This window comes from Agarivorans gilvus (genome assembly GCF_001420915.1).
Classification (GTDB): Bacteria; Pseudomonadota; Gammaproteobacteria; order Enterobacterales; family Celerinatantimonadaceae; genus Agarivorans; species Agarivorans gilvus.
The window spans coordinates 1,695,465-1,720,618 of the sequence record NZ_CP013021.1 but is presented as its reverse complement, the minus strand read 5'-3'; the positions used below and the strand labels follow the sequence as shown (position 1 = coordinate 1,720,618).

Below are 25,154 nucleotides of genomic sequence, written 5' to 3'. Positions count from 1 at the left end.
GCGAAAAAATAGCCTGAATTTAACAAGTGATTGTTTGCTATATAAAAATATACCGATCTGTTTACTTGTTGATCTGGCCTAGGCGCCGGCAAGTTCTAATTTGTGCCTCGCTGAACAGTTTTGCAGGGGGGATTGGTTTTTTAGAAATGAGATTAAATCGTAACGGTATCGTGATTGTTTTGTGATAACTGGTCGTGAGACTACAAGAGATTTTTTTAATATCACAAGAGGAATGAGATGAAAAATCTATCAAAGCTATTTGCTCTGGGCGCACTTGCCCTTCCCATCACGTCGTATGCTGCCGACTTAACTGTCTCGGTACAGAATTTAACTCAGGGCGTTTATTTTACACCGGTGCTGGCTGTAGCGCATGACTCTGAAACTCAGTTGTTTACACCTGGGCAGGCAGCATCTCTTGCACTACAGGAAATGGCCGAAGGCGGCTCTTTGGCCGGACTAATAGCCCAAAGTGAGGCCGTTGGAGCGAATTACGCCCACACCGAAGGATTAACCGCTCCTGGTGCGATGGGGGAAATTTCGTTAACCAATACTGCTGGTAATTCTTCTTTATCATTAGTAGCCATGATCCTGCCTTCAAACGATGGGTTCATAGGTTTGGACGATTGGGTAATTCCGGAGCAGCCAGGTACTTATACTGTATACCTGAATGCATATGATGCAGGTACCGAAGCGAACGACGAAATCCGTGGTGGTGGCGCAATTGGTGTTCCTGGTATGCCGGTTCCACCGCCATTAGAAGCGTTAATCGGTAACGGTGGTACGGGGGTTTCAAGTGTTGAAAACAACAACACTGTTCACATCCACCGTGGCAGCATTGGTGATGAAGACATGGAGGCAGGGATAAGCGATATCACCAGTTCCAAACATCGCTGGTTGAATCCCATTGCCAAGGTCACCATCAACGTTAACTAGGAGGTTATGATGATTATTGGTGTTAAATCCCGCTTTAAAGGGGTATTGCTTACGTCGTCGGCCTTACTAGCGCTTGCCGGTTGTCATGATGGAAGTAACGCAGAGCATCCAAATACCGAGGAGCCTGTAAGCGTGTCTTATGAGGTAACCGTAACAAATTTAACTCACGCACAACCAATGTCACCAGTGGCTGTCGTTATACACAGTGCAGGTAATTTGTGGCAAGTCGGTCAGCCGGCCACGGTGTCTTTGGAAAAAATGGCTGAGGGTGGTGATGCTGCTGAGTTGTTTGTAGACCCAATGGTATTGGCTCATAGCAGTGGTGTAGGGCTATTGCAGCCAGGCATGAGTGAAACTCTTAGTGTTGAAGTTGAGAGTGGAACAGGTGCCAAGCTGTCTCTTGTAAGCATGTTAGTGAATACAAATGATGCTTTCACCGGTCTGGATGCTTATGACATTAGCTCGTTGAGCGAAGGTCAGAGTGTCACGTTTTATAGTTCGACATTCGATGCAGGCACAGAAAAGAACTCGGAAATGGCAGGCACTATACCTGGACCCGCCGATGGTGGCGTAGGATTTGATTCTGTCAGAGACGATGTCAATTTTGTTGCTGTGCATCAAGGGGTTTTATCTGCGGATGATGGTTTGCTTGAATCTGTGTTATCGGGTCAACACAAGTTTGACAATCCTACCGCTAAAATTCAGATAGCTCGAATACAACAGTAAGTATTGCCCGGTTTTAGTTACCTTAAAACCCCTGTGCCAAATTGAAACCGGGCTATGTTGTGTATCGATGTGTAGTTGATTTCATTTAACCATATGGATGCAGGTATGAGAGAGTCGGTTTTGATTGTTGAGGATGATGCCGATATAGCAGAATTACTCCGGGTAAATTTAGCAGAGTTAGGCATTGATACAGTGGCAGCTGTTGACGGTGCAGAGGGATACAGGTTGGCCCTAGAGTGTGATTTTAACCTGCTAATTCTTGATGTCACTTTGCCTGGAATGAATGGCTTGGACATTTGTAGAGAAGTGAGAGAGCGTAAGCCTCATCTGGCCATTATGATTATTACCTCTAAGAACTCTGAATTAGACAGGGTGCTGGGTTTGGAGCTCGGCGCAGATGACTATATCACTAAACCATTTAGTGTTAGGGAGTTGCGAGCTCGTGTGCGAGCCCAATTACGAAAAGCTCAGATCGTAAGAAAACTGCATTCAGATGCGGATAGCCCAGAAGAGCCCAAATTAGTTATTGGCAGCTTGCGGATAAACCAAAAATATCACCAAGTCCTGTTGAACGAGCAAGCGGTTGATTTAACTGCCACCGAGTTTGATCTGCTATTTTATTTGGCCAGCCATCCTAACCAAGTCTTTAGCCGCAATCAGTTACTCGATTCTGTGTGGGGTTACCACCATAGTGGATACGAACATACCGTAAATTCTCATATCAATCGTCTTCGGGCCAAGATTGAACGCGATGCAACCAGCCCGCAAATTGTTCAAACGGTGTGGGGGTAGGTTACAAGTTTAGTCCTAAAGGGGTTGATTTACTTGTTTAGCCTATGCTTTTACCAGCGAATTGCCTTGTGGTTATTTGCAGTATTTATGCTGTTGTTAGCCATTTTTTTTCATTTGAATAACCAGCTGCAGCAATTGGTTCGTAGTGAGACGCAACAAACCTTGCATCTTCGTCTTGCTGAACAATTAGCGACTGATAATCCTCATTTAAGCAGGGGCGAGTACAACTACGATAGTTTAAAGAAGCTCTTCCATACATTGATGGTATTGGGGCCTAACTTTGAGTTTTACTTTTTAGATCCTACAGGCAAAATCCTCACTTATTCCGCCGAAGCCGGTAAAGTTAAGCGTTCCCATGTCGACCTTACACCGCTAAAACGTGTGATTGAAAACAGCGCTCCCTTACCGGTTTTTGGCGATGATCCTCGCGATAATGATGCGAAGAAAGTTTTTTCAGTTGCGCCCGTTTATCAAGCTAATCAGCTCCAAGGGTTTCTTTATATTATTCTGGGTGGCGAAATATATGATTCAACCATTAACTCTTTAAGTAGCAGTCAGAGTACGCGCATTTTTTTTGTTTTTGTCGTCTCAAGCTTGGTTTTTTTACTCATTGCTCTTCTCGTGCTGTTTCGATTTCTTACCAAACCATTAAACGGATTGGTTGCTGATATTGAAAAATTTAGACGTGAAGATTTTAAGCGCTCTATTGCATTAATCGAGCAGGGGAAATGGCGTCGGGATAGCAATGATGAAATCCATCGCCTAGGGTGTGCATTTACCGACATGTTGCAGCACATCAACCTGCAGTTTTCTCAACTGCAGCAAATTGATAGCGATCGTAGGACATTGCTTGCCGATTTATCTCATGACTTACGAACTCCACTTGCTAGCTTGCAGGGATATATAGAAACACTGGTTATAAATGGCGTTGTTTCCTAAATCAGATTGAACTAACTCAGCAGTCGCGGATCTGATCTGTATCTATATCTGTCGGGTCACCAAACATGGGTAAAGCGAAAGGCAACATCACCAACTGGAAGCTGTACAACAGTGCACTGAAGCAACGCGGCTCATTGACCTTCTGGATGGATGAGAAAGCCATAGAACTATGGAATAACACTGAGCGTAGTGGTCGTCGAGGGCGCAGCCAAACTTACAGTGACACCGCTATCGCAACTGCGCTGATGATTAAAGGCGTATTCAAGTTACCACTGCGCGCTCTTGAAGGCTTCATCAACTCATTGTTTCGCCTGCTCAAGGTCGACTTAAAATCTCCCGATTACAGTTGTATAAGCAAGCGAGCAAAGACTGTTGAAGTCAACTATCGCCTACCTAGCCAAGGTCAAGTGGCTCACCTCGTTATCGATGCTACAGGTCTTAAGGTGTTTGGCGAAGGAGAGTGGAAGGTGCGTAAACACGGCGCTGAAAAGCGTCGAGTCTGGCGAAAACTGCATATGGCAGTAGATGCCCAGAGCCATCAGATAGTGAGTGCTGAGGTCTCGATGGACTGGGTTCACGATAGTGAAGTGTTACCCACCTTGTTGAGACCGCTGCGGCGCAAAGTGAAAGCAGTAAGCGCTGATGGTGCCTATGACACACGGCAGAGCTATCAAGAAGTACAACGTAAGAAGGCTGTTGCACTAATCCCTCCACGCAAGAATGCAGGTATGTGGGAAGCGGATCACCCACGGAACGTTGTAGTAAAAGCCTTGAAGCAAGGTGAGTTGGAAAACTGGAAACGGGACAATGCTTACCATCTTCGTTCACTATCGGAGACGGCGATGTATCGTTTCAAACAACTGCTTAGCGACAAGTTGAGTCTACGTTGTTACAACGCCCAAGTCGGCGAAATCATGGCCGGAGTGTGCGCGTTGAACAAAATGAGCAGGCTAGGTATGCCTGCTCGTCAGCTAGCTGAATAAAGAGGAAAGCGCCTTGGGGTTACTGCATTCTTGGCTCTGAATTGATCAACAAGGCCGTTATAAATGAAGAACAATACTCGCCTAGTGACCGTAAGGAGTATTTAAATGTTTGTTTGAAAAATGCCAATAACCTCAAACATCTCATCGATCAGATCTTTGAATTGGCTTATTTAGAAGGCGGGCAGGTTAGCGTAAATTCTGAGTCTTTTCCTTTAGGGGAGCTGCTGCACGATGTCGTTGCCAAGTTCTCGCTTAAAGTTAGGGAGAAGGCGCTTTCTCTATCAATTACACCACACCATTTTAATTACCACGTGTTTGCCGATATTGGAAAGTTAGAAAGAGTATTAACGAATTTGATTGATAATGCGATTCGACACACTCCAGAAGGTGGGGTTATTGATATCGGCATTGTTTATAGCGATGCTAAAGTTCGCCTTGAAATACGCGATTCAGGTATTGGAATTAGTGAACATGAAGTCGCTTTGATTTTTGATGCAAGATATCAGGCGTCAAACTCAGTGAAAGACAAACGTTTCAATGCGGGTCTTGGTTTGGCTATTAGTCGAAAACTGGTTGCTTTGTTTGAATCTGAATTAAAGGTTGAAACCAAGCTCGGTGAAGGCACTTGCTTTAGTTTTGAGCTTTCATTAGCAGAGAATGTTGAGTCATTCTAAAGAGCTTTATTGCTCAATTCTGTGGTATGAGCGCAGTAATCCCAATACGCCCCTTGTGTTGTTCAGCTAGCTTACGAGCGGGTTTATCTAGCCTGCTCAACGCACTGGCCGGCCATAATTCCTCCAGTTAGGTGTGGTAACCACGTAGGCTTAGTTTGCTGCTAAGCCGTTGCCTGAAACGATATATCACAGTCTCTAATAATCAGTGAAGATGGTAGCTATTGTCCCGTGTTCCATTCTCTAGCGCGTCTTTCCTTAAGATCCTAATTGCTGTATTTCGAGGGTGCTCTGCCCCTAGAAACCTTTCCAACTTCCACCTTTATAATGGCGATAATTACCAGGCTAATTGCGGATACTTATGAACATTCAAGGCATTACTACGGCGCATTGGCGGGCGATTTTAGTCATTCAAGCCGAGGCTTAAGCAAAGTTTGGCCCCGAAGAGCTAACGCTGTTTTCTGGCGTTGCGCTAGCCACTTTATTAATGGCTTTACAATGGGGTAACTAAACTAAAGCCCTTAAATCACTTGTTTTACTATGCTTCATCGTCTTGCGCGAATCCTACTCCCCTTTGGGGGCGGTGAAGCTAAGCCAAATTTTCCGCCCTAGATTGCCTTACTCATAGGCTTCCTGAATAGAAGAGCTACTCAAGCCCCATTTGAACTTACTCCACCAACATTACTGCTGGTGCGGTATTGGCAATATATAAGTTGGATTGAGCGCTTAACTTTGCTTGTTTTTTGGCAAAGCTGGCTTGCTCGCTAAGCGCTTCAATACTTAAGCCGCAGTTGGCCGTCCAAGGGGTTACTCCCACCGCTAAGCCACATAGGGGAAAGCGCCGTTGCTGGCCATCTCTATCTTTGGCAATGATGCCTCCAGCGTCGAGATCCTTTTGTCGGTACAGCGCTTCTCGTTTCACATCAAACTGTTTTAATAGGTTTAAAATGGCTTGCTGCCAACCTGTTTGGGTAAAAATCACAATGAAATCGTCGCCGCCAAGATGGCCGATAAAGTGGGCGTATTTAGTGAGCTGTAATTTTATCAGTTCGGCAACTAGCTTGATCATTTGGTCGCCTCGCTCGTAGCCACAAATGTCATTAAAGGGCTTAAAGTTGTTCAGGTCAAAGTAGGCGAGGCTGAAGTCTTGCTGATTGCTTATTAGCTGATTTAAGCAGCGTTGCAGCGGCACGTTACCGGGTAAGGCGGTGAGGGGATTGGCGTAACGGGCCAGCTGTAGTTTGTAGTTCGCCAATTTGCGCATCACTTCTACGGCTAAACCTATGCCGTAATATTGATTGTTTTGGGTAACGATGAAGGCGGCATCTAAACCACTGGCGGTGTGTTGGCTTAAGCGCCGTCCTATTTCTGTTAGGCTGGTATGAATATCCACAATCAGCGGATTGCGATCCATTAAATCGGCCACGGTTTTACGCTGATTTAAGGAGTGGCCATAGGGCCCAGAAAACCTCGCTAGTAGTTCTTCGCGCTTTAACAGGCCTAATACCCGTTGATTGTGATCTACCACCGGCAATGAGCTAAGGCTTTTGTCTTCGAGCATTTTATCTAACAGCGCCTTGGAAGATAAATCAGGTGCTACGCTGGCTTGCGGCGTGGCTAAAGACAGCGCCGAATAGGGTTCGGGATTAAGCGATACACTGGGTGTGGCTTGTTGCTGTTGCGGCTGCACGGCAGGGCGGGCTATGTGGTAGCCCTGCAAATAGGGGACGCCTAAATTTAGCAGTAGTTGGTATTGTTCGGCGGTTTCTATGTTTTCGGCTATTACTCGGCTGCCAATGTTTTCAGCTAGTTCTAGTATGGCGGTTAGCGCCGAGCTGATTTTATGCTCCACTAACAATTGCTCACAGAAGTAGCGGTCGAGTTTGAGGTATTCTGGGGCAATTTGTAGCCAGTTTTTTATGCCGGCATAACCCGCTCCAAAGTCATCTAAGGCAAAGCGAATATTGAGTTTACGGCAGGCGCTTAGGCAGTTGGCAAGTATCGAGTCATACTCAATGGGTTGGTGTTCGGTTAGTTCTATCACAAGCTTGGCGTTTTTAGGGATAAGCCGTTTAAACAGAATTTCACCGTATTTTTGAAAGGCGTAGACTAGGGTGTCGGGAGAAAAGTTAATAAATAGCTGGCCGCTTAGTCCTTGTTCGCTGAAGCGAGCCGAGGCGAGTTGGGCGCAAATTAGTTCTAACTCGAGTTGTTGATTTTGTTGGCGAGCGTATTCAAATAGCGTTAGCGGTGAATGAAAGTAGCTGCCAGAAGGCCCGCGAGACAACGCCTCATAGCCAAGCACGCAGTAATTATTATGATCCCAAATGGTTTGGAAAGCGGTACAGATATTTTGTTGTTTGAGAATATCATCGTACTCTCGTTGCAACTGTTCTTGCATAATTCCTATGCCGTAAGTCCGTTCAGGTCGTTAGGTGTAGCAGGCAAGTTTGAACAAAAGGTGACAGTTTGATGACGCTATTATTACGCTTGGCGCGATTTTGTTCTAAGTTAAGTTATTTTTAGTTTTTTATACTCATATGTGATTTTTGATAATGAAAAACAGTTTATCTATTCGCTCATACAGTCTGATGAAGCAAGGGCATAGCCATGCTTTTCATCAGCTGGTGTTACCACTTAAAGGCGGCTTGAATATTGAGGTGGGGTCGTTTCAGGGAAGTATTCGGCCGGGTCAGTGTGTGGTGGTAAAAGCTGGCGAGTTTCATTATTTTACTGCGCAAACTGAAGCTAGGTTTGTGGTTGCCGATTTACAGCAGCTCCCGAGTAACTTAAGCGAAGCAGAGTCGCTGGTGTTTTCGGTGAATCCTCCGTTGTTGCAGTATTTGGCTTTTATCGAGCTGCAGTTAAACAGCCAAGTTAATCAACAAATTGAGCAGTTAATGATGCAGACCTTCTGCTGTTTGTTGGCCGAACAACAAGTCTTGCGGTTTTTTGATCAGCGCATCCAAAAGGTATTGGACTACATAGAAAGCCATTTAGCGACTTCGCTCTCAAATCAGCAGTTAGCTGCTGTGGCCTACTTAAGCTTAACCCAGCTAAAGAAGCTGTTTAAACAACAAACCGGCTTAAGCGTAAGCCAGTATGTGAGGCAAGCTAGAATGGAAAAAGCCCAAGCCTTGCTACGCCATACCGATTATCCGATTCAAATAGTTGCTCAAACCGTGGGTTATAGCGACCACGCCGCTTTTAGCCGAAGCTTTGCTAAGTATTGTGGTATGTCGCCCTCTCAATATTCTCGTTAACTGCGTCTGTTAAAACAACAATAGTGTCTCATCGGCACACTACTTGGCTGGTGGTTACTATAAGCTGTTACTCCTGTAAGCAAGCATTATGGAACTTGAGCTAAGGAGTAAAATGAAGACAATTGAATGGAGTGATTTCCAGAATGTGGATATTCGAGTTGGCACGATTGTGGCGGTGGAGGAGTTTCCTCAAGCGCGCAGGCCTGCCTATAAGTTACAGCTAGACTTTGGCGAAGAACTTGGGCTTAAAAAGTCCAGTGCGCAAATTACTACGCTATATAGTAAAGCCGAGCTTATTGGAAAACAGGTTCTGGCAGTGGTGAATTTTCCTCCCAAACAAATTGGCCCATTTATGTCGGAATGCTTAGTGACGGGGCTATATCGACCCGACGGCTCGGTGGTGCTCTCTACGGTAGATAAGCCCATGCCAAACGGCGCGCGCTTGGCTTAGCTGGGAATTACAGGCACTGGTAATCGCCCTTGGCATCGCTGGTAAAGCACTGTATTAAAACCTTATTGTACTTAGCCTTGCCGAGTTTACGCTTGCCAGAGGCGGTAGGTTTAGCAAGATAGACTATGGTGTAGTTGTTGCTAGGCTTATTGATGTTAGGCTGGTTCACGGATTAGCTAGCCAATAATAAAAACAGGAGAACAATATGTCCTTACAACCTTTCCACCTTGCCATACCGGTTTATGATGTTGCCTTAGCGCGGGGGTTTTATCGCGATATTTTTGGGCTTGAAGAAGGTCGCAGTGATGAAAAGTGGGTCGATTTTAATTTTTTTGGCCATCAGTTAGTGATTCACTACCATCCTAAAACACCCTCACAGCAACAAGCCGAAACCAATCCGGTAGACGGCCATGATGTGCCGGTGCCGCATTTTGGTGTGGTACTGACTTGGGAGCAATGGCATCAGCTAGCCGAGCGCTTAAAGCAGCAAGGCACGCAATTTGTTATAGAACCTTATATTCGCTTTAAGGGGCAGGTAGGCGAGCAAGCCACCATGTTTTTTCTAGACCCATGTGGCAACGCCTTAGAATTTAAAGCCTTTAAAGATCTCTCCCAATTGTTTGCCAAGTAAACCAGATTATAACGCTGCTCACGGAGTGTGAATGTCATACTCTATGGCCAGCTTAGGGCATCAGCGGAACACCAATTAAACTGCCATGCAAAAAGCGAATAAATGCAAAGCTGAGCGCTAGGCCAATAATGACCACGAGAATGTCGTTGAACTTAGATTCTTTTAGCCCTGGAAGAGCGCGTTGTGGGCGCTTTTTCATTGAAATTCTATCTAATACTGCCCACCCTAAAAATGCGCCAAACAAAATAACATCGGCTAGGCTACCGTTTACTAATAAATGGCTGGCCGCCCATAGCTTTACCGCGACTAACTGAGGGTGTTTGGCTGTTCGCTTAATTGCTCCGGGTAAGTAAGGCGCAAAAAATAGCACCATTGCTATTGTCATTAATAGGTAAGTTAGGTGTCGTAGCCAATAAGGCGGCGTGTAAAGTACCATGGGCTCCATTCTAGCTGCGGCATAACCTACAGCGATAAAATAGAGGCCAAGTAACGAAACCGCGGCATAAAAGCCTTTCCATAACCATTCATTTTTTGCAGCTTGTTGATTTCGCCAATCAAGTGACACAATAGCAACAGAGTGGATACCCAAAAATAGCACTAAGCCAATGATTAAGCTGAGCATGATTATTTCCTTTTTTATCATATAAGCTGCGTATCTAGCTTAGCCTATATTGGCCATTTAATAGCTGCTATTTAAGTCATAGATAGCGCATCTCGTCACATTCAAGATTATTAGAACGAGTTAAGCCTTGTTTGATGGGATTCGCTGCTTGCTGGTGGCAGAGCATCAAGTAGTTGTTGATATTGCTCTAGTGATACTGGTCGACTAAAAAAGTAACCTTGCAAATAGTGACAACCCATCACTTGCAATAATCCGATACTGGTATTGTCTTCCACGCCTTCTGCTACTACTGTGCAATTGAGTGACTTAGCTAAAAAGATGATAGAACGCACGATTGATTGGTTGGCTTCATGTGATGCCATGTTGATTACAAACGAGCGGTCAATTTTGATTTGCTCTATAGGTAAATCTCGTAATAAGGGAAACGAAGAAAACCCCGTACCAAAGTCGTCTAGGCTGAATGCAAAGCCGCTGTTTACTAGTTCAACCATGACTTTAGTAGCTTGTTTTATGTCGGTCATCATGGCGCTTTCAGTGACTTCAAATATGATACGTTGCGGTGTTACCTTGGCTGCTATTTTATCAAGGCAGGTAAGCAGCATATTATTGTGTAGATCTTTCGCCGAAAGGTTAATGTGCAAACACCCGGTAAAACCTTGTTTATCGAGTATCGCTAAATCCTCAATCGCTTGTTTTATTACCCAGCAAGTAATGTCGTGAATCAACGTACTTTGCTCGGCAATGGGGATGAACGTGTCCGGTGGAATATAGCTACCATCTGCTTGTTTCCAGCGAAGCAATACCTCGGCACCATGAATGGAGTTATTACTGGCCTTGATAATTGGCTGATAGAAGAGCTGAAACTGTTGTTTGTCGATGGCATTTTGTAGTTTATTGGCAATAGCCAAGTGTTCTAGGGCATTTTTGTTTAAATCTTCTGAGTATATTTTCCAGTGGCGTTTGCGGGATTTTGCCGCATATAAAGCCTGCTCAGCCTGCTGAACTAACTCATGTGCATTATTACTGTGAGTTGGGTAGGAACTGACGCCGATGCTAATGCCAATGTGCAGGTTTTGCTTACGCACCGAGATCGGTTGCTCAAACTGTTGCTGTATTATTTTGATGTCTTTTTCTAGGTGATGCTGTTGTCGGTTGTGACCTAAAATGGCGAATTCATCTCCACCAACTCGGTAAAGGCGGCAATGTTCAGGCAGTTGTTTAGACAGCTTTTCGGCTACTTGGCGCAGTAACTCGTCGCCAAACGGATGTCCAAAGGCATCATTGAACTTTTTAAAGCCATTTAGATCTATCAGCATGATATAAAAAGGGCTTAAGGATTTGGCTAGCATGCTGATGGATTTATTGAAGGAATGTCGATTTTTTAATTGGGTCACGCGGTCATGAGACGCTTGGTATTCTTGTTCAAGAAGACTGTTGTAACAGTAGCGCGTAACCAAAAATACGAATAAGCCTCCTCCAGCAAGTAGCACACCGTGAGCCAAGTAAGCATGAACGTATTCTTGGTCGAAGAGAATGTAAATAAATGAGGCAGCATAAGCGGCTAAAAAGCACATGATGAGAGCCGACAACAATGTCCAGCCGGTATTTTGGGTTCGACGTAAAATTTTTTTGGTCGGTCGTAAGCTAAGCGACAGTAAAATGAATCCCGATAAAATCAAACATAGTGCGATTATCTTCATTTAGTGGTCCATTCCATCGAGCTTAGGTCGTATCGGGTCTTAGCATAGGATAGGCCAAAACTAGCTTACTGTAACGACGGCAGTCTTATGAAAACTCTCTTATTCAGCTTAATTCAGTGGTCATTCACAATTAAGTGGCGTTTTCTTAATTGTAGCTTGGCAATGCGTTTACTTAAGGTGTAAATACGCTTGAGCTGCTCCACCCATTCCATCTCATAACGAAATATGCGCAGCCGAGTGGGATTTTGCTCGGCTAGGCGCTCGGCTTGGTGGGCCAATACGCTATTTAATTGAGAATTTATCTCGCGTTTGGCACTCAGCACTTTGTGGGCCAGTGCATCGTCATTACGGCGAATCCCGTTTACGCAATCGAGCATGGCTTGTTGTACGCGGTTTTGAATGGCATCTAAGGTACGGCGCATCATTGGGCTGGCGGTGGTACCTTCGTTAAGCGCTTTATAGGCCAGCGGTAATATGCCACTCACAATTAAATCGGCGGCGCTTTCCATTTGGTCGGTGATGCTAATCAGTTTAATTTGCTGATTGCTTTGTTTATCCGATAAAGGGGCAGTGCGCAGCCGACCTAGGTAAGCCAAAATGGCGGCGTGCAACTCATCCACTTCTTTCTCTATGCTTTCAATTTGATTGAGCTTGGTCAGTGCCGTGCTTTTATCCGCGCTACTGGCGTAATTCATCGCTAAGGGGGCAGTAAGTCCAACATATTACAGACTCGGCGGCCCACGCGGCCCAATTCTAGCTGAGCATGATCTAAGGCGATGTCGGGAGTTTCGATGAAAGACTCATTGATGTATTTGGGGCTAATGGCCTTGGCTTTTTTCTCGCTGGGGCTGGCTGAGCGATGGGGAATAAGCTTGCGTGCTAACCACACAAAAGCTCCGGCAAAGGGCACCATGAGTATCGTATTGAGTAGGTTAAATAAAGTATTAGCATTGGCGATTTGTCTGGGCAGCTCGGCGGCCAGCTTGTCGATGCCAACAAGCTGCGGATAGTTTGGTGAAATGCTAATGCTAATGGCACTTAATAGGGCAAGTAGCGGTAACCATAGGGCTACTCCCAACACATTAAAACTAATGTGTACCGCTGCGGCTTGCAGTGCTTCTCTTGATTTGCCGATAGCGGCCAATAAGGCGGTAATACAGGTGCCAATGTTAGCGCCCATGGCTAAGGCTATGCCACTTTCTAGCGAGATAAAGCCTTGTCCGGCAAGCACAATAATAATGCCGGTGGTAGCCGAAGAGGATTGCACCAAGGCGGTAAATAAGGCGGCCACCAAGATGGACAACAAGACGTTGTCCATATGAGTCATTAGCTCGATAAAGGGCTGATAAGTTCTTAAAGGCGACATGGCCTCACTCATCATATTCATGCCAAGAAAGATAAGTCCCAAGCCAAACAGCATGCTGCCGTAATGCTTATTGATGTCGCGTTTGGCTAGAAATTCTAAAAAGAAGCCAATGGCTACCATGGCTAGGGCCGCTTTGGTGACTTTAAAGGCGATGATTTGAGCGGTAACGGTGGTGCCGATATTGGCTCCCATGATGACTCCAACCGCTTGGCTTAAATTCATCAGCCCGGCTGAGATAAAACCCACCACCAGTACAGTGGTGACCGAGGAAGATTGAATCACCGCGGTAACGCCTGCACCGGTGACAACGCCAGCAAGGCGATTGCTGGTGAGTCTGGCTAAAATGGTGCGCATTTTATCGCCCGCCGCGCGTTTTAGCGCCAGCGACATTTTTTCCATGCCGTAGAGAAAAAGGGCCAAGCCACCAAAGAGGCCAACACTCATAGGAAGGTAGTGGATCTCAGACATGTAACTTACCTGTTATTTTTATTGTTCTTGTTTAAGATTAGCGCTTACTGCGCCCAGGCATTGATTAACTTAATAAAAATGTGAGCCTAACTGAGCGTTTATCACGCTTTGGCCAAGGCTGAGCAGGAACAAGACACGGCGGCAAAATGGACCGTATTGTTAATCGACAATACACGGGTGAATGAACAGCCTTTGCGACTAAAAATCGCTAATAATATGAAAGGCGCGGTATTCATCGTAGGCATATTGGTCGGTCATGCCACTAATGTAGTCGATGAGCAGCCGCGTTCGATAGTAAAACTCTCGGCAGCCCTCGTCGCCAAAGTACTCGCTCACTGGCGCGGCGTGCATGGCCCGCTTATAAGCCGCTAAGTGTTTATTGGGTAGCTTTTTAAACAAGCGGGTGAGGTAGGCAGGAATGTCTTGTTTAGCTTTGCTGTTATCCACTAAATATTCAAATTGCGCTTGGCTTAGGGCGAGCAAATCTTGGTAGCAGTCCATTAAGCCGGTAATAATTTTATAACCCTGCAGCTCGCGGGCTTCTACCTCTGGATGACAAAAGGCATGTTTTAGCGCCACGCTTTTAAAGGTTTGAACTAGCAGGTGGCAGACACTGCCATCCTCAATTAAGGCGCGATTGAAACTGCCTTGGAAGATTTGTTCTAAATGTTCAATAAATTGCTCTTTGGCATGTTTAGGGAGGCGCTGATTCACCGCCACGCGCAGATACACAAAAAACATGCTGTTACGCTCTTCTTCGCTTAAATCGGCTTTTTGAGTTTGATGGGCAAAGTCGAGGATCTTGGCCATGTCTTCAGTGGCTGCTAGGCCGCTTGTTTCTTGTAGTTGCTTAAAGCTGGTGAGCAGCGCTTGTTTGAGCTGGGGAATGCTCAGTACGCCTTTTTCTACCGCGTCTTCTAAATCGGCAATGCCGTAAGAGACATCATCGGCGGCTTCCATAATGTAAGAAAACGGTGAGCGGCAATAGGGGGCTAAGTCGAGCGCCTTTTGCAGGTCGCTGATATAGCTAGTTTCGCTTAAGTAATAACCGACTTTTTTCTTGAGATAGTTAAAGGGGTCGTCGTTAGTGGGCTTGGCCTCGCTGCCGCAGCGGGTATATTTTAAGATCCCCGAGGCCTGCGAATAACTCAAGTTGAGCTGCAATAAGCTATGGATTAAGCGAATTCCCTGAGCGTTGCCTTCAAAGTTAACTAAGTCTTGCTGGATCTCGCGGGGGAGGTCTTTGGCGTGGGCGGCGCCGCTCGCGCTTTGGCTGGTTTGGTATAAATCATTGAGCTTTTGGCCCAGCCAATCTATTAGCGCTTCTTCACCAAAGTGGCCGAAGGGCGGGTTGCCAATGTCGTGCATCAAACAAGACATTTCCACAATGCTTTCGAGTTGTCGCTCCAGCCCCTTTAGACGGTAGCGGTCGTCTTGGTGTTGCAGTGCTTGGCAAATCAACTGGGAAATATAGCGGCCGACTTGTTGCACTTCTAAAGAGTGAGTGAGGCGACTGCGCACGGCGGCGTTTCTCTCTAGCGGAAATACTTGGGTTTTCTGCTGTAAGCGGCGCACCGCCGCACTGTTGATGATGCGGCCGCGGTCGCTTTCAAATACGCTTAAGTCAGCAGCGCCCTCTGACTGGCTTTGATAAGGTCGGGTGGCGCGAATTTTACGAGAGAAGTTTACCGTCATGCTCTACACCATTAGCTCAATAAGTGTTTTGATAGTGCGGTAATCGCTAATCGAAATCAATGCTTGTTCTATTGGCTAGTTGCAGCCATAGGCGTTTGATATTCAGCCAATAAAAAGGCGAACCTAAGGTTCGCCTAGCTATGTGCGGTAAGTGCACTGGTAAATTTTATTTGGTTTTACGGCGCAAGCCGAATAGCCCAGCCAGTGCTAAGGCAAATAGTGGAATGCTGGTGGTTTCGCTTACGCTTACTGCCACGTCTTCGGCAGCTTGCTCAATCACGCCAGAGTATAAAACGTCGGATTGAGAATAGTTGTAAAAACCAAAGGCACCGTCGGCAAATTCTGCTACGCCAGCTTGAGCGGCTGTGACACTTAATTCTAAGTTGCCGTTTACCAGTACTTGCAGCAAGGAGCTGGTGTAAACCAAGTCAAAATCGTAGGAAGCAAAGTCTGCCCAACCGGTTGAGCCTAAGGTAGCGCCTCGGGCAATTTCATTAACGCTGCCAGTGTGTCGCCAATAATCTTGGGTACCGGTAACATGGCTTAGGGCTAAACCTCTAGGTGCTTCGATTTGCGCGCTTTGCTTCCAGTCTACTAGCCAGAAATCGGCGCTGGCACTGTTTAGCTCACCGCTTTGGTAGCCTAATACAAAGCCGATGAAGTCGTCATCGGAGCTGGTGCGAACAGAGATGGTGCCAGATATAGCGGCATCTAGGGCGCTAAGGCTAGAGTTAAAAAATACTGTAGGAGAACCATTAATTGATTGGCGAACAGCGTCGTTGCCGCTTTGAACCTGCCAGTCGCCTTGCCCTTCTGAGCTCCAGCTTGATAGATCAACCGAGATTGGAGTGGCCATTGCGCTAAATGAACTAAGTTGTAAGCCTAATAAAGCCGAGAGGGCTAAGTATTTTTTCATGAAAGGTCCTTTTTCGCGTATTGCACTAAGATCATATAAATAAAAAACGAGGGGTTTTAGCAAAAACTAAGCCAAAATTTTAATGCTTTGTTTTTTATATATTTTATTGTGGAGTGATTAGTCTAAATAGGCCGGTTGTAAAATATGCTGACAGTTATACTTTGGGCTTGTATTGGTTCGTTTAGAGAGTAAGGGCGACCTTAACTTAAGGCCGCCGTAGCAGTGTTTAGGGTAATAGTATTTTGGCGATTAACCAGTAGCTAAAGCCGCTGATAAGAATGGTACCAACGATATTAAGTACAAAGCCTGCCTTTACCATTTGCGAAATTTTTAATTGCCCTGAGGCAAATACGATGCTGTTGGGCGGGGTGGCCACCGGCATCATAAAGGCGCAACTGGCGGCTAAGGCTGCTGGCACTACTAGTAGCAGAGGGCTACTGCCCATGGATTCGGCAATTGGCCCTAGTAGCGGTAAAAATCCCGCGGCGGTGGCGGTATTGCTGGTGATTTCGGTAAGGAAAATAATCGCTGCGGTCACGATAACGATCACCCAAATCAGTGACAGCGTCGAAGCCGAGCTCAAGCTGTGACCAATAAAATCGGCCATGCCGGAGCTTTTAATTTGTGCCGCTAAACTAAGGCCACCACCGAATAGCATCAATACGCCCCAGGGCAGTTTTTTCGCGGTCTCCCAGTCCATCACCATGATTTGTTCGCGCCAGTTCACAGGGATCACAAACAAAATCACTGCCGCTAGCATGGCAATGCCGGTATCGCTAATGGCAAGGCCCGTCCACTTGGCTAGCAAGGGACGAAAGATCCAAGCGAGTGCCGCCAATGCAAATACTAAGGCCACAACTTTTTCGGCATTTTTCATTTTACCTAGTTCATGTAGTTGCTGGTGTAACATCTCGCTGGAGTTGCCTTCAATATGATTGTCTAGGCGATAATTGATGCGGGTGAGCCAAAACCAAGTAATCACCAGCATCACCACAGAGAGCGGCAAGCCCAATAACATCCACTGACCAAAGCCAATGTGAATTTGATAGCTGTCGGCAAGGTAGGCGGCCAGAAGTGCATTAGGAGGGGTACCAATAAGCGTTGCCAAGCCGCCAATACTGGCTGAATAGGCGATGCCTAATAATAAGGCGGCACTAAAAGCGGGTTGTGGTTCTTTTTGCGACATCATGGTGATAATCGACAGGCCTATGGGAAGCATCATCACCGCGGTGGCGGTATTACTCATCCACATGCTTAAAAAAGCGGTAATTAACATGAAGCCACCCACTTGATGGGCGGGTTTGGTGCCTACAGCGAGCATGGCTACTAAGGCGATGCGCTTATGCAGTTGCCAGCGTTCCATGGCCAAACTCAGAATAAAGCCTCCCATGAACAAGAAGATCAGTGGATGGGCAAAAGAGGCCGTGGCCATTTTTAGATCGGTAATACCCAGTAGTGGCGACAATACCATCGGCAGGAAGGACGTCACCGGAATAGGCACAGCTTCACTGACCCACCAAATCGCCATCATGGTAGCTAGGCCCATGGTGACCCAAGCAATATGCGGAAGCTGCTCAAAAGGAGAGGGGCTGAGTAGGGTGATAATTAACACCAAAGGCCCCAGCAGCAAACCCAATAATTTGGCTAAGTGTTGGTGTTTATAGCTGGGGTTAAGCAGGGTCACCGACATAACAAATCCTTATCCTGTAGGAGGCTTATAATTAATTTTCGTTTGCGAAATAATTATAGGTAATCCATACGGTTAGTATGGGTTTTGTTAGCAAGTAAATGGCGAATCTTTGATCCAAATAAACAACCAGCTTAGCTGGTGATGTTATCGCCGAGCTTAGGTTAGTGGTTTAGCTCGAAGGACAGCTTTTTTGCACTCGACAAGGGTTGCCTACGGCAATGCTATTACTGGGAATATCTTTGGTCACTACGCTGCCAGCGCCGATTACTGCACCATCACCAATGTTCACGCCGGGTAAAATCACACAATTGCCACCTATCCATACATCGTTACCAATGTTAATCGGTTCGGCAAAGCCTATGTGTTGCTTGCGGGTGGTGGCATCTAAGGGGTGGTGAGCAGTATAAAGCTGCACATTGGGTCCAATAAATACGTGGTTGCCAATGCTTACTGGCGCGCAATCCAACAGTGTGAAGTTGAAGTTAATAAATACATGACTGCCGATACGGGTATTAATGCCGTAGTCAATGTGTATTGATTTCTCCATATGCACGTCTTCGCCAATTTGGCCAAAAATTAACGCCAATAACTTACGTTGTTGCTCGCGTTCGCGGCGCGGCAGTTGATTATACAGCGCGGTTCTATCGCGAGTGGTATCTCTAATTTCCACCAGTTGTGGATCATTAATGTTATAGCGTTGGCCCGCTCTCATTTGTTCTAAGGCTGATGACATAACAGAATACTCAGGTTGTTGTAGCTTGTTTGGCAAGCTTAGCCTGCTCGAAGTCTAGTCGCTACTAGGCCGCTCGTAAGCTGATATTCGTAGCGTTTTTGTGCATCTTTTTAGCTGTTTTGCGCGGGATTAACTCAGCCAAGCATATTATTGTTATGAAAATGTAAGGTTTATGGCAAATTGGCCTGTCTTCTGCAATGCTTAGTTAATTGAGTTTTGTCTTTTGTGGTAAGCCAATAGATGAATTTTTCGTTTGCTAAACAACCCATTGTTGATGTCGAGAATCAGATCGTTGCCTACGAGTTATTGTTTCGTGGCGCGGAGAGTATTCGTAATCAACCCGACCAAATTGATCGGGCCACCGACCATATTATTAGCGGCAACTTCATCTTGGCCATTGTTAATCACTTGGAGGGTGAACAGCGTTATTTTGTTAACTTTACCGAACAAGATTTACTCGAAGACAAAGCCAGTTTGTTGCCGCAAAAAAGTGTGGTGATAGAGATATTAGAGCACTGCCAGCCTACTAAGCCCTTGTTGGATACCCTGAAAAATTTGCGTATTCAGGGTTATACCATCGCTTTAGATGATTTCGAGTTAAGCAGCCCTTGGCTGGAGTATGCTCATCTCGCCGATATTATTAAAGTGGATGTGATGGCCTGCCCTGAACAAGATATTAAAGAGATTGCCAGCCGCTTTAAGGGCATGAGTGTACGCCTACTGGCCGAAAAAGTGGAAGACGAGCAACAGTTTCTTCGCTACTTGGAATATGGCTACCATCTGTTTCAAGGTTTTCACTTTTATAAGCCGATCGTGACCAGCTTAAAGGTGTTGAATCCGCGAAAACTGTTTTTGTTAGAGTTGCTTAATTTGGTCAGTCAAAGTGATACAACGATGGAGGAGGTAAGCGAAAACATTGCCAAAGACGCTGCACTAATGACGGTGTTGTTACGTAAAGCCAACGATAATAGCCGCATGGTGAGTAAACCTATTCTTAGCATTAAACATGCGGTGAGTTACATTGGTTTGGCTGAGCTGAAAAAGTTGATTCGTATAGTGATTACTGCGGAACTGGCGGTAAATCGTCCTCCCATTCTATACAGTAATGCCATTAAACGAGCCCAGACCATGGCCTTTATGGCTAACAACTATCGCTTAGGTGGCGATGCTGAGGTTGCCTACAGTGTGGGCTTATTGTCTTTATTTGATGCCATTCTCGCGGTGGATATGGCGGAAATATGCCAGCAGTTACGTTTGCCAGAAGACATTAGCCAAGCGCTGGTCTCAAGAGAGGGCGCTTGGGGGGAATTGTTGCAAATGATTGATGCTATTGAACAAGGTAACTGGCAACTGCTTGCTGCTCACACTAAGGCCCACCAACTCAATGTTAACGAGTTACTGGGTTTCTACCATGGCTTGTAAGTCGCGTTTACTCCTCAGTTAAAGCGGTTTTTTATTTTAAGCAATGCTAGTAGGCCTAAAAATGCGGGCTGGGGTTTAGCGCAATGTGTTTCACACTAAACCGCTTTATTGGGTAAGGGATCCTAAAGGCGAGCAATTTGGCGTGTTCATACTAGCTCGCTATGTATTAAGCCTTTGCTATCGCCTATTGGTAGCCTCAACGTTCCAGTTGTTATTTCCCCACAGTGACAATCTTTATTAACAGCCGCTAGAAAACACTATTGGCTCTACAGAGCTTAAAGCGACTTCATCCAAGCGCTTTCTGGCAGTAAATACAAGCCCTTATCATGCTTGGCGCCTTCGCCCACAATGTGGCCAATGCCTGCGGCCATCACCGCTAGGGTAACATCAAAGGCATTTAAGCTATCACCATAGCCAGCTGTTAGGTTGAACATGGAGCCGTCTGCTAATAGGTAGAGGGTTTTTTCGCCGAGTGTATAGGCATCAACATAGGGCATCGGTTGGCAGTGAGTTGCATGTTGTTTCAGATAGGGGACGTCTATCTCTTGTGCCACATGGCCAACATTTAATATGAACGCCCCTGGTTTGGTGGCATCCAATTGCGCGCCGCCCAATACGCCGTAAGCACCGGTGGCGGTAGCGATAACATCGCAATGGGGAATGGCCTCGGCCAAATCCACCACTGGCCAGCCATCGTATTTGGCTTGCAGTGCTCGGGCGGGGTTCAGCTCGGCTACTTCAACCTGACCACCGTAGGCTTTGGCGGCCGCAGCCACGCCTTGGCCCACTAAGCCGTAGCCAATAACCAGTACTTTTTTCTCGTGTAAGGTGAGGTGGGTGGTTTGAAAAAAAGTATGCCAAGCGGTTAGCCCTACCATGTGGCGGTTATGCAAACCTTCTTTTACTGGCAAATCGTCCCAATTGAAAATGGGGTAACGTGGCGTAACACCGCCTAAGCGATTGATACCAGAACCCGTGGCTTCTAGACCGGCAATAATTTGCGGGCCCTTGTCACTCTGGTGTAGGCGAGTGCTTAAGTCGGCGCCCATTTCACATAAATGACTGGGCTGCCATGCTAGTGCTTGATCAAATGAGTCTGACCAATCCGCTTCGCTCATATCTCGCCAAGCGTGGGCTTGGGCACCTTTTTCCACCAAGTAAGCCACTACCTCGTTTTGCACTGTTGTTGGGTTACAGGTAGTTAAGAATATGGCTGCGCCTTTATCCAGCAGGCCGGCGACCAATGGCGCCATTTTTAGGTCGAGGTGCATATTACAGGCGAGTCTCACACCTGCTAAATCGGGCAATGCGGCAATTGCCGCAGCCGTTCTGGGCATATGCTGAGTGGCCCACGCCAGCTCAGCTGCGAAATCTTGATACATTATCCAAGCTCCAAATTATCACCAAAACATCATACTACCGTTTTTAAAGCTTAAGGTAAGTGGCTGTTCTAGCTTATGTTTACTTGAATTATGAGTTTAAGATTACTATTAACTGATTATGTGGTTGGCCACTGTCGTCTGTTTTACCGAAGTACTAGCCCAGCAGCGGCTAGCCAGTATGCCCAATTCAAATAACAAACACATCGGTATTGCCAGTAAGGTTTGCGAGATGATGTCCGGTGGCGTGAGCAGCATGCCCAGCACAAAGCTAGCTACCACCACATGCGGTCTCGCCTGACTTAAACTGCTGACTTCGCAGATCCCTAGTTTACATAGCAGAAAGACCACTACAGGGATTTCAAAGGCCAGTCCAAAGGCGCTAAACAAGGCCAATACAAAGTCGAGGTAGCTACTGATGTCGGTGGCCATGGCTACGCCCTGAGGAGTGGTGGCGGTAAAGAAGCTAAATGCCGCCGGTAATACTACGCCATAGGCAAAAGCTACGCCTGAGTAAAACAGTAATGAGCCTGATACTAGCAGCGGCATAGATAGCTTACGCTCTTGGCTTTTTAAGCCCGGCGCGATAAAGCGCCATGCCTGGTAGATAAGCATCGGTATTGAGATGGCAAAAGCGCAAAACAAGGTTAGCTTAATCGGGGTGAAAAACGGCGCAGCTACGTCAGTGGCAATCATGCTACTGCCTTCGGGAAGCAGCTTGAGTAAGGGAGTAGCTAGATAGTGATAAATGTCGTTAGCAAACCACAGCAAGCCAATAAAGCTTAATACTAGCCAGGCTAGCGCCAGTAATAAGCGCTTACGCAGCTCTATGAGGTGTTGCACTAAAGCTTGCCGGCGGCTCATGCTTGCTCCTTAAGCTTTGCATTAGTTGATGAGTCGCTTTGGCTGATGCTAGCCGCGCTTTTTCGAGGGCGTACTTTGGGGCTAACTAGCGGCTGTTGCACCTGTTTTATACCTTGATTAAGTTCTTCTAAACCCAACTCGCTTTCTAGTTTGTTTGTTACTTCAGTCGCCATTTGTTTGGCTCGTCGCCAGCCAGCAAACACGCTACGCAGAGTGTCGGGTAAGCGCTGTGGCCCAATTAATACTAGGCTCACAATGGCGATAAGACTCAGTTCCCAAAAGCCGATATCAAACACGCTTAGCTACCTTGCTGTTGTTTAAGTTCTGCGTTTGCTGAAGCCGTTTGCTTGGCTTGGCTAAGTTGCTCTGGGTCTTTATCTTCAGCCATGGCTTGTTTAAAGCCTTTTATAGTGGTGCCCAGATCGCCGCCTAGCCCACGTAGGCGCTTGGTGCCAAACAGTAATACAACGATTACTGCGATGATGGCGAGCTGCCAAATGCTAATTCCTGCCATGATATTTCCTTACATTTTGAGTCGTTAAAAGCGGCAGGCCTGAAGGCCTGCCTAGTTGAGCTAAAAGGAGGCTTAAACCCCTAATGGGCTACCATCGTTTTTACGAATGGCTACCAGAGCCGCGCGTGGTCGAATGTTTACCCCGGCTGGAGTGGCTTCGGCAGCATTGCTGCTGTAGGGCCAGTTACCGGGATGTTGAATCGACACAAACATGGTGGTGTAGTCTGGAGTGATGGTAAAGCCAGTGACTTCACAACCGTTTGGCCCAACGAAGAAGCGACGTAATTCGCCTTGGTTATCGGCGTTAATGGTATCTAAGTTGCCTTCATCGTCGGTAATGGTTGAAGGCACTACTGCTAACATTTGGTCATTAGTATAAGAGGTGACTTCACTGGCGCCGTTGTCGGTTTGGATCCACAAAATACCGCGTTGGTCGAAAGACAGGCCATCGGGGCTGGCAAATTGGTTAAATTCATTAAGGCCAGATAGGTTGGTTGCGGCGTCGCCATTAGCGTCTGAGCCAAATACGAAAATATCCCAAGTGAATTCGTTCACGCTGTCACCTTCGTCCCAACGGATCACGTGGCCAAACTTATTGTTTAGGCGTGGGTTGGCCGGGTTGGTGCCGGTGGTTTCATTACGACGGGTATTATTGGTAAGGGTTAGGTAAACCGCACCGGTGATAGGGTCTACCGCACACCATTCTGGGCGGTCCATTGGCGTAGCGCCTACTAAATCGGCCGCACCCGCGGTATTTAGGATGATGTCTTCCAAGCTGTCGAAATGATCGCTTAAGCTGCCACCATCTTGAGTTGCGCCGTCCATGCTAAGGGGTAGCCAGCTACCAACGCCGTCGGCGTCAAACTTCGCTACATACAGGGTTCCTTCATCCATGTATTTGTCACCCATGGCTAGGCGATCGCTCGCGTTAGCATCGGCAGGATCCCATGCTGCAGCTGAAACAAACTTATACATGTACTCGAAGCGCGAATCGTGCCCAGAGTAAAAGCTAATCGGTTGGCCTGCTACTAGCTTACCAAAGGTACAGCCTTCGTGGCGGAAGCGACCTAAAGCGGTACGTTTTACTGCACGTGAGTTAGCGGTGTAAGGGTCAATTTCTACAATGAAACCGTGGCCGTTAGCTTCGTTGCGGTAGTCATCCATGGCGCTGCTACCACTTGGGGTGACGTTAAAACGAGAGAATTCATCCACTCGCTCTTCGGCATTACCTGCAAGGGTTTCCCAGCCATAACGACCGGTGCCAGAAGTGCTGATACCAATACGCTCTTGATCGTCAGTGATTGTGCCGGTATTGATGAAGTAGCCCGGCCAGTTTTCTTCACAAGTGAGGTAAGTTCCCCAAGGCGTATAACCATTACCACAGTTGTTTAAGGTGCCACGCGCTTGGCTGCCATCGGGTGAAAACGGCGTAGCCAACTTATCTGAGTAAGCCAGTGGGCCAGAAATATCCATGGTGGTGGCACCAGTGTAACGGCGGTTTAGTGGGTCATTATCCACCACCTTCCATTGGCCGTTGTCTTGCAGTTGAATACGCACTACTGCCACGCCGTGGGCGTTAATTTCTTTGCGTATTTGATCAACACTGCTACGCACTCCGTTAGCATCGGCATCGCTACCCGTGGGGTGTAGTGCATTTTGGTCGATGTATTCGTGGTTAACACAAAGTAGGCCATCGCTGCCTGAGTCATTTAGGGGGAAGAAGTGCAAACCGTCGTGGTGCATGCCCATGGCATTTTCTTGATCAACGGCATTATTGCTGCCGTCTGCTTGCCAAGCCGAGGCTCGGTCAGTCAGTGGTTGGCCCCATGGCGCAAGCACTTGTGCGCTGTAGCCCTCTGGCACACTTACCGCATCTGTTTTCGAGCCAGCAATTGAGTTAAAGCCTAATTTGGCTTTAGACACTGTGGGGGCAGGCGTATCGCTGCTGCTGGAGTTACAACCAGCTAAGCCAAAGGCGCCAAAAGTGGCCATTGCCCCTAAACCCAGACCACCCTTTAATACGCTACGGCGAGCTAAGTGGGCTTCTAATACTTGGTCAAAATCTGGATTATCACTTTTGTTAAAGCGAGTAGGGTTAAATATTTCCTTGCTCATTTCTCTCTCCTGAGTCGTTGTTTTTCGCTGGCTTAATCCATACGAGTGCGGAGTAACATAGAAAAGAAATGTGACAAAAGTTTTACCGAAATGAGACAGCTGGGTTTTTCTCTTGTATTAATCTTGTTATCAATTTGTGTTGTCTTTAGTGGCGATATGCGCTTGATAGGAACTTAGCAGTTTGCCTTTAAGATGCTTAGCTAGCGAGTTTGTTGTGATAGGTGAGTTTTCTAATGATAGCTAATTTGTTTCGGTGTTTTGCAGGATATCACTGATACATT

Annotated in this window: 23 protein-coding genes and 1 pseudogene; 10 read left to right on the top strand and 14 right to left on the bottom strand. The window is 46.6% G+C overall.

The annotated features are described in order from the left end of the window. Positions 1–237 precede the first annotated feature (237 nt). The 6 genes and pseudogenes from AR383_RS08030 (at position 238) to AR383_RS08005 (ending at position 5,047) form a co-directional block, all read left to right on the top strand. Positions 238–933: a spondin domain-containing protein gene (locus AR383_RS08030; protein WP_055732664.1), complete on the top strand. Its 696-nt coding sequence runs from the start codon at positions 238–240 to the stop codon at positions 931–933. A 6-nt stretch (positions 934–939) separates the two neighbouring features. Next, positions 940–1,659 carry a spondin domain-containing protein gene (locus AR383_RS08025; RefSeq protein ID WP_055732663.1) on the top strand — a complete coding sequence of 240 codons (720 nt, stop codon included), beginning with the start codon at positions 940–942 and terminating at the stop codon, positions 1,657–1,659. A 105-nt stretch (positions 1,660–1,764) separates the two neighbouring features. Next, positions 1,765–2,492, top strand: a pseudogene (locus tag AR383_RS08020) (winged helix-turn-helix domain-containing protein). 25 nt (positions 2,493–2,517) lie between these two features. Further along, positions 2,518–3,390, top strand: coding sequence for a sensor histidine kinase (locus AR383_RS08015; protein WP_157051673.1), 873 nt, complete (start codon positions 2,518–2,520; stop codon positions 3,388–3,390). 65 nt (positions 3,391–3,455) lie between these two features. After that, on the top strand, positions 3,456–4,373 hold the full coding sequence (locus AR383_RS08010) for an IS5 family transposase (protein WP_055732661.1): 918 nt from the start codon (positions 3,456–3,458) through the stop codon (positions 4,371–4,373). A gap of 41 nt (positions 4,374–4,414) precedes the next feature. Further along, entirely contained in the window at positions 4,415–5,047 is a 633-nt protein-coding gene (locus AR383_RS08005; RefSeq protein WP_055732660.1) for a sensor histidine kinase, read from the top strand. Between the two features lie 664 nt (positions 5,048–5,711). Here the strand turns inward: AR383_RS08005 and AR383_RS08000 are convergent. Further along, a complete protein-coding gene (locus AR383_RS08000) occupies positions 5,712–7,445 on the bottom strand; it encodes a GGDEF domain-containing protein (RefSeq protein ID WP_055732659.1) in 1,734 nt (577 codons plus the stop codon). A 154-nt stretch (positions 7,446–7,599) separates the two neighbouring features. Here AR383_RS08000 and AR383_RS07995 point away from each other — a divergent pair, with 154 nt between their 5' ends. From AR383_RS07995 to AR383_RS07985, 3 genes are all read left to right on the top strand, one after another. Further along, entirely contained in the window at positions 7,600–8,307 is a 708-nt protein-coding gene (locus AR383_RS07995) for an AraC family transcriptional regulator (protein WP_055732658.1), read from the top strand. 112 nt (positions 8,308–8,419) lie between these two features. Further along, positions 8,420–8,758, top strand: coding sequence for a tRNA-binding protein (locus AR383_RS07990; RefSeq protein ID WP_055732657.1), 339 nt, complete (start codon positions 8,420–8,422; stop codon positions 8,756–8,758). A 205-nt stretch (positions 8,759–8,963) separates the two neighbouring features. Beyond that, positions 8,964–9,389, top strand: a complete 426-nt coding sequence (locus AR383_RS07985; RefSeq protein ID WP_055732656.1) for a VOC family protein — start codon at positions 8,964–8,966, stop codon at positions 9,387–9,389. Between the two features lie 52 nt (positions 9,390–9,441). Here AR383_RS07985 and AR383_RS07980 read toward each other — a convergent pair whose 3' ends face one another. The 8 genes from AR383_RS07980 to AR383_RS22520 all read right to left on the bottom strand — a co-directional run bounded on the left by AR383_RS07980 (position 9,442) and on the right by AR383_RS22520 (position 18,579). After that, entirely contained in the window at positions 9,442–10,011 is a 570-nt protein-coding gene (locus AR383_RS07980; protein ID WP_055732655.1) for an NnrU family protein, read from the bottom strand. A 110-nt stretch (positions 10,012–10,121) separates the two neighbouring features. Then, positions 10,122–11,711, bottom strand: coding sequence for a putative bifunctional diguanylate cyclase/phosphodiesterase (locus tag AR383_RS07975; RefSeq protein WP_083481541.1), 1,590 nt, complete (start codon positions 11,709–11,711; stop codon positions 10,122–10,124). 113 nt (positions 11,712–11,824) lie between these two features. Then, positions 11,825–12,406, bottom strand: coding sequence for a hypothetical protein (locus AR383_RS21730; RefSeq protein WP_198150222.1), 582 nt, complete (start codon positions 12,404–12,406; stop codon positions 11,825–11,827). 2 nt (positions 12,407–12,408) lie between these two features. After that, entirely contained in the window at positions 12,409–13,545 is a 1,137-nt protein-coding gene (locus tag AR383_RS21725) for a Na/Pi cotransporter family protein (protein WP_198150221.1), read from the bottom strand. Positions 13,546–13,743: 198 nt separating this feature from the next. After that, complete coding sequence (gene dgt / locus AR383_RS07965; RefSeq protein ID WP_055732653.1) at positions 13,744–15,240, bottom strand: dGTPase; 1,497 nt, start codon at positions 15,238–15,240, stop codon at positions 13,744–13,746. Between the two features lie 166 nt (positions 15,241–15,406). After that, positions 15,407–16,156, bottom strand: a complete 750-nt coding sequence (locus AR383_RS07960) for a hypothetical protein (protein ID WP_055732652.1) — start codon at positions 16,154–16,156, stop codon at positions 15,407–15,409. A 226-nt stretch (positions 16,157–16,382) separates the two neighbouring features. Then, positions 16,383–17,846, bottom strand: a complete 1,464-nt coding sequence (locus tag AR383_RS07955; protein WP_055732651.1) for an SLC13 family permease — start codon at positions 17,844–17,846, stop codon at positions 16,383–16,385. Between the two features lie 169 nt (positions 17,847–18,015). Then, the gene (locus AR383_RS22520; protein WP_198150220.1) at positions 18,016–18,579 is read right to left on the bottom strand and encodes a sugar O-acetyltransferase; all 564 of its coding nucleotides are present in this window, start codon (positions 18,577–18,579) and stop codon (positions 18,016–18,018) included. A 240-nt stretch (positions 18,580–18,819) separates the two neighbouring features. On the opposite strand from AR383_RS22520, the gene AR383_RS07945 reads away from it, so the two are divergent. Further along, positions 18,820–20,001: an EAL and HDOD domain-containing protein gene (locus tag AR383_RS07945; RefSeq protein WP_055732650.1), complete on the top strand. Its 1,182-nt coding sequence runs from the start codon at positions 18,820–18,822 to the stop codon at positions 19,999–20,001. 275 nt (positions 20,002–20,276) lie between these two features. On the opposite strand, the gene AR383_RS07940 is transcribed toward AR383_RS07945, so the two are convergent. The 5 genes from AR383_RS07940 to AR383_RS07920 all read right to left on the bottom strand — a co-directional run bounded on the left by AR383_RS07940 (position 20,277) and on the right by AR383_RS07920 (position 24,873). Next, positions 20,277–21,383, bottom strand: a complete 1,107-nt coding sequence (locus AR383_RS07940) for an adenosylhomocysteinase (RefSeq protein WP_055732649.1) — start codon at positions 21,381–21,383, stop codon at positions 20,277–20,279. A 108-nt stretch (positions 21,384–21,491) separates the two neighbouring features. Beyond that, a complete protein-coding gene (gene tatC, locus AR383_RS07935; protein ID WP_055732648.1) occupies positions 21,492–22,244 on the bottom strand; it encodes a twin-arginine translocase subunit TatC in 753 nt (250 codons plus the stop codon). Further along, positions 22,241–22,540, bottom strand: coding sequence for a Sec-independent protein translocase protein TatB (tatB, locus tag AR383_RS07930; RefSeq protein ID WP_055732647.1), 300 nt, complete (start codon positions 22,538–22,540; stop codon positions 22,241–22,243). Before tatB ends, tatC begins: the two co-directional genes overlap by 4 nt. Positions 22,541–22,542: 2 nt before the next feature. After that, on the bottom strand, positions 22,543–22,758 hold the full coding sequence (tatA, locus tag AR383_RS07925; protein ID WP_055732646.1) for a twin-arginine translocase TatA/TatE family subunit: 216 nt from the start codon (positions 22,756–22,758) through the stop codon (positions 22,543–22,545). Between the two features lie 72 nt (positions 22,759–22,830). Continuing rightward, complete coding sequence (locus AR383_RS07920; RefSeq protein WP_055732645.1) at positions 22,831–24,873, bottom strand: PhoX family protein; 2,043 nt, start codon at positions 24,871–24,873, stop codon at positions 22,831–22,833. Positions 24,874–25,154: the final 281 nt, after the last annotated feature.

Excerpts from the sequence above, each read along its gene's own strand:
- AR383_RS08030 (WP_055732664.1), top strand. The coding sequence starts at position 238 with ATGAAAAATCTATCAAAGCTATTTGCTCTGGGCGCACTTGCCCTTCCC.
- AR383_RS08025 (WP_055732663.1), top strand. The coding sequence starts at position 940 with ATGATGATTATTGGTGTTAAATCCCGCTTTAAAGGGGTATTGCTTACG.
- AR383_RS08010 (WP_055732661.1), top strand. The coding sequence starts at position 3,456 with ATGGGTAAAGCGAAAGGCAACATCACCAACTGGAAGCTGTACAACAGT.
- AR383_RS08000 (WP_055732659.1), bottom strand. The coding sequence starts at position 7,445 with ATGCAAGAACAGTTGCAACGAGAGTACGATGATATTCTCAAACAACAA.
- AR383_RS07995 (WP_055732658.1), top strand. The coding sequence starts at position 7,600 with ATGAAAAACAGTTTATCTATTCGCTCATACAGTCTGATGAAGCAAGGG.
- AR383_RS07990 (WP_055732657.1), top strand. The coding sequence starts at position 8,420 with ATGAAGACAATTGAATGGAGTGATTTCCAGAATGTGGATATTCGAGTT.
- AR383_RS07985 (WP_055732656.1), top strand. The coding sequence starts at position 8,964 with ATGTCCTTACAACCTTTCCACCTTGCCATACCGGTTTATGATGTTGCC.
- AR383_RS07980 (WP_055732655.1), bottom strand. The coding sequence starts at position 10,011 with ATGCTCAGCTTAATCATTGGCTTAGTGCTATTTTTGGGTATCCACTCT.
- AR383_RS07975 (WP_083481541.1), bottom strand. The coding sequence starts at position 11,711 with ATGAAGATAATCGCACTATGTTTGATTTTATCGGGATTCATTTTACTG.
- AR383_RS21730 (WP_198150222.1), bottom strand. The coding sequence starts at position 12,406 with ATGAATTACGCCAGTAGCGCGGATAAAAGCACGGCACTGACCAAGCTC.
- AR383_RS21725 (WP_198150221.1), bottom strand. The coding sequence starts at position 13,545 with ATGTCTGAGATCCACTACCTTCCTATGAGTGTTGGCCTCTTTGGTGGC.
- dgt (WP_055732653.1), bottom strand. The coding sequence starts at position 15,240 with ATGACGGTAAACTTCTCTCGTAAAATTCGCGCCACCCGACCTTATCAA.
- AR383_RS07960 (WP_055732652.1), bottom strand. The coding sequence starts at position 16,156 with ATGAAAAAATACTTAGCCCTCTCGGCTTTATTAGGCTTACAACTTAGT.
- AR383_RS07955 (WP_055732651.1), bottom strand. The coding sequence starts at position 17,846 with ATGTCGGTGACCCTGCTTAACCCCAGCTATAAACACCAACACTTAGCC.
- AR383_RS22520 (WP_198150220.1), bottom strand. The coding sequence starts at position 18,579 with ATGTCATCAGCCTTAGAACAAATGAGAGCGGGCCAACGCTATAACATT.
- AR383_RS07945 (WP_055732650.1), top strand. The coding sequence starts at position 18,820 with ATGAATTTTTCGTTTGCTAAACAACCCATTGTTGATGTCGAGAATCAG.
- AR383_RS07940 (WP_055732649.1), bottom strand. The coding sequence starts at position 21,383 with ATGTATCAAGATTTCGCAGCTGAGCTGGCGTGGGCCACTCAGCATATG.
- tatC (WP_055732648.1), bottom strand. The coding sequence starts at position 22,244 with ATGAGCCGCCGGCAAGCTTTAGTGCAACACCTCATAGAGCTGCGTAAG.
- tatA (WP_055732646.1), bottom strand. The coding sequence starts at position 22,758 with ATGGCAGGAATTAGCATTTGGCAGCTCGCCATCATCGCAGTAATCGTT.
- AR383_RS07920 (WP_055732645.1), bottom strand. The coding sequence starts at position 24,873 with ATGAGCAAGGAAATATTTAACCCTACTCGCTTTAACAAAAGTGATAAT.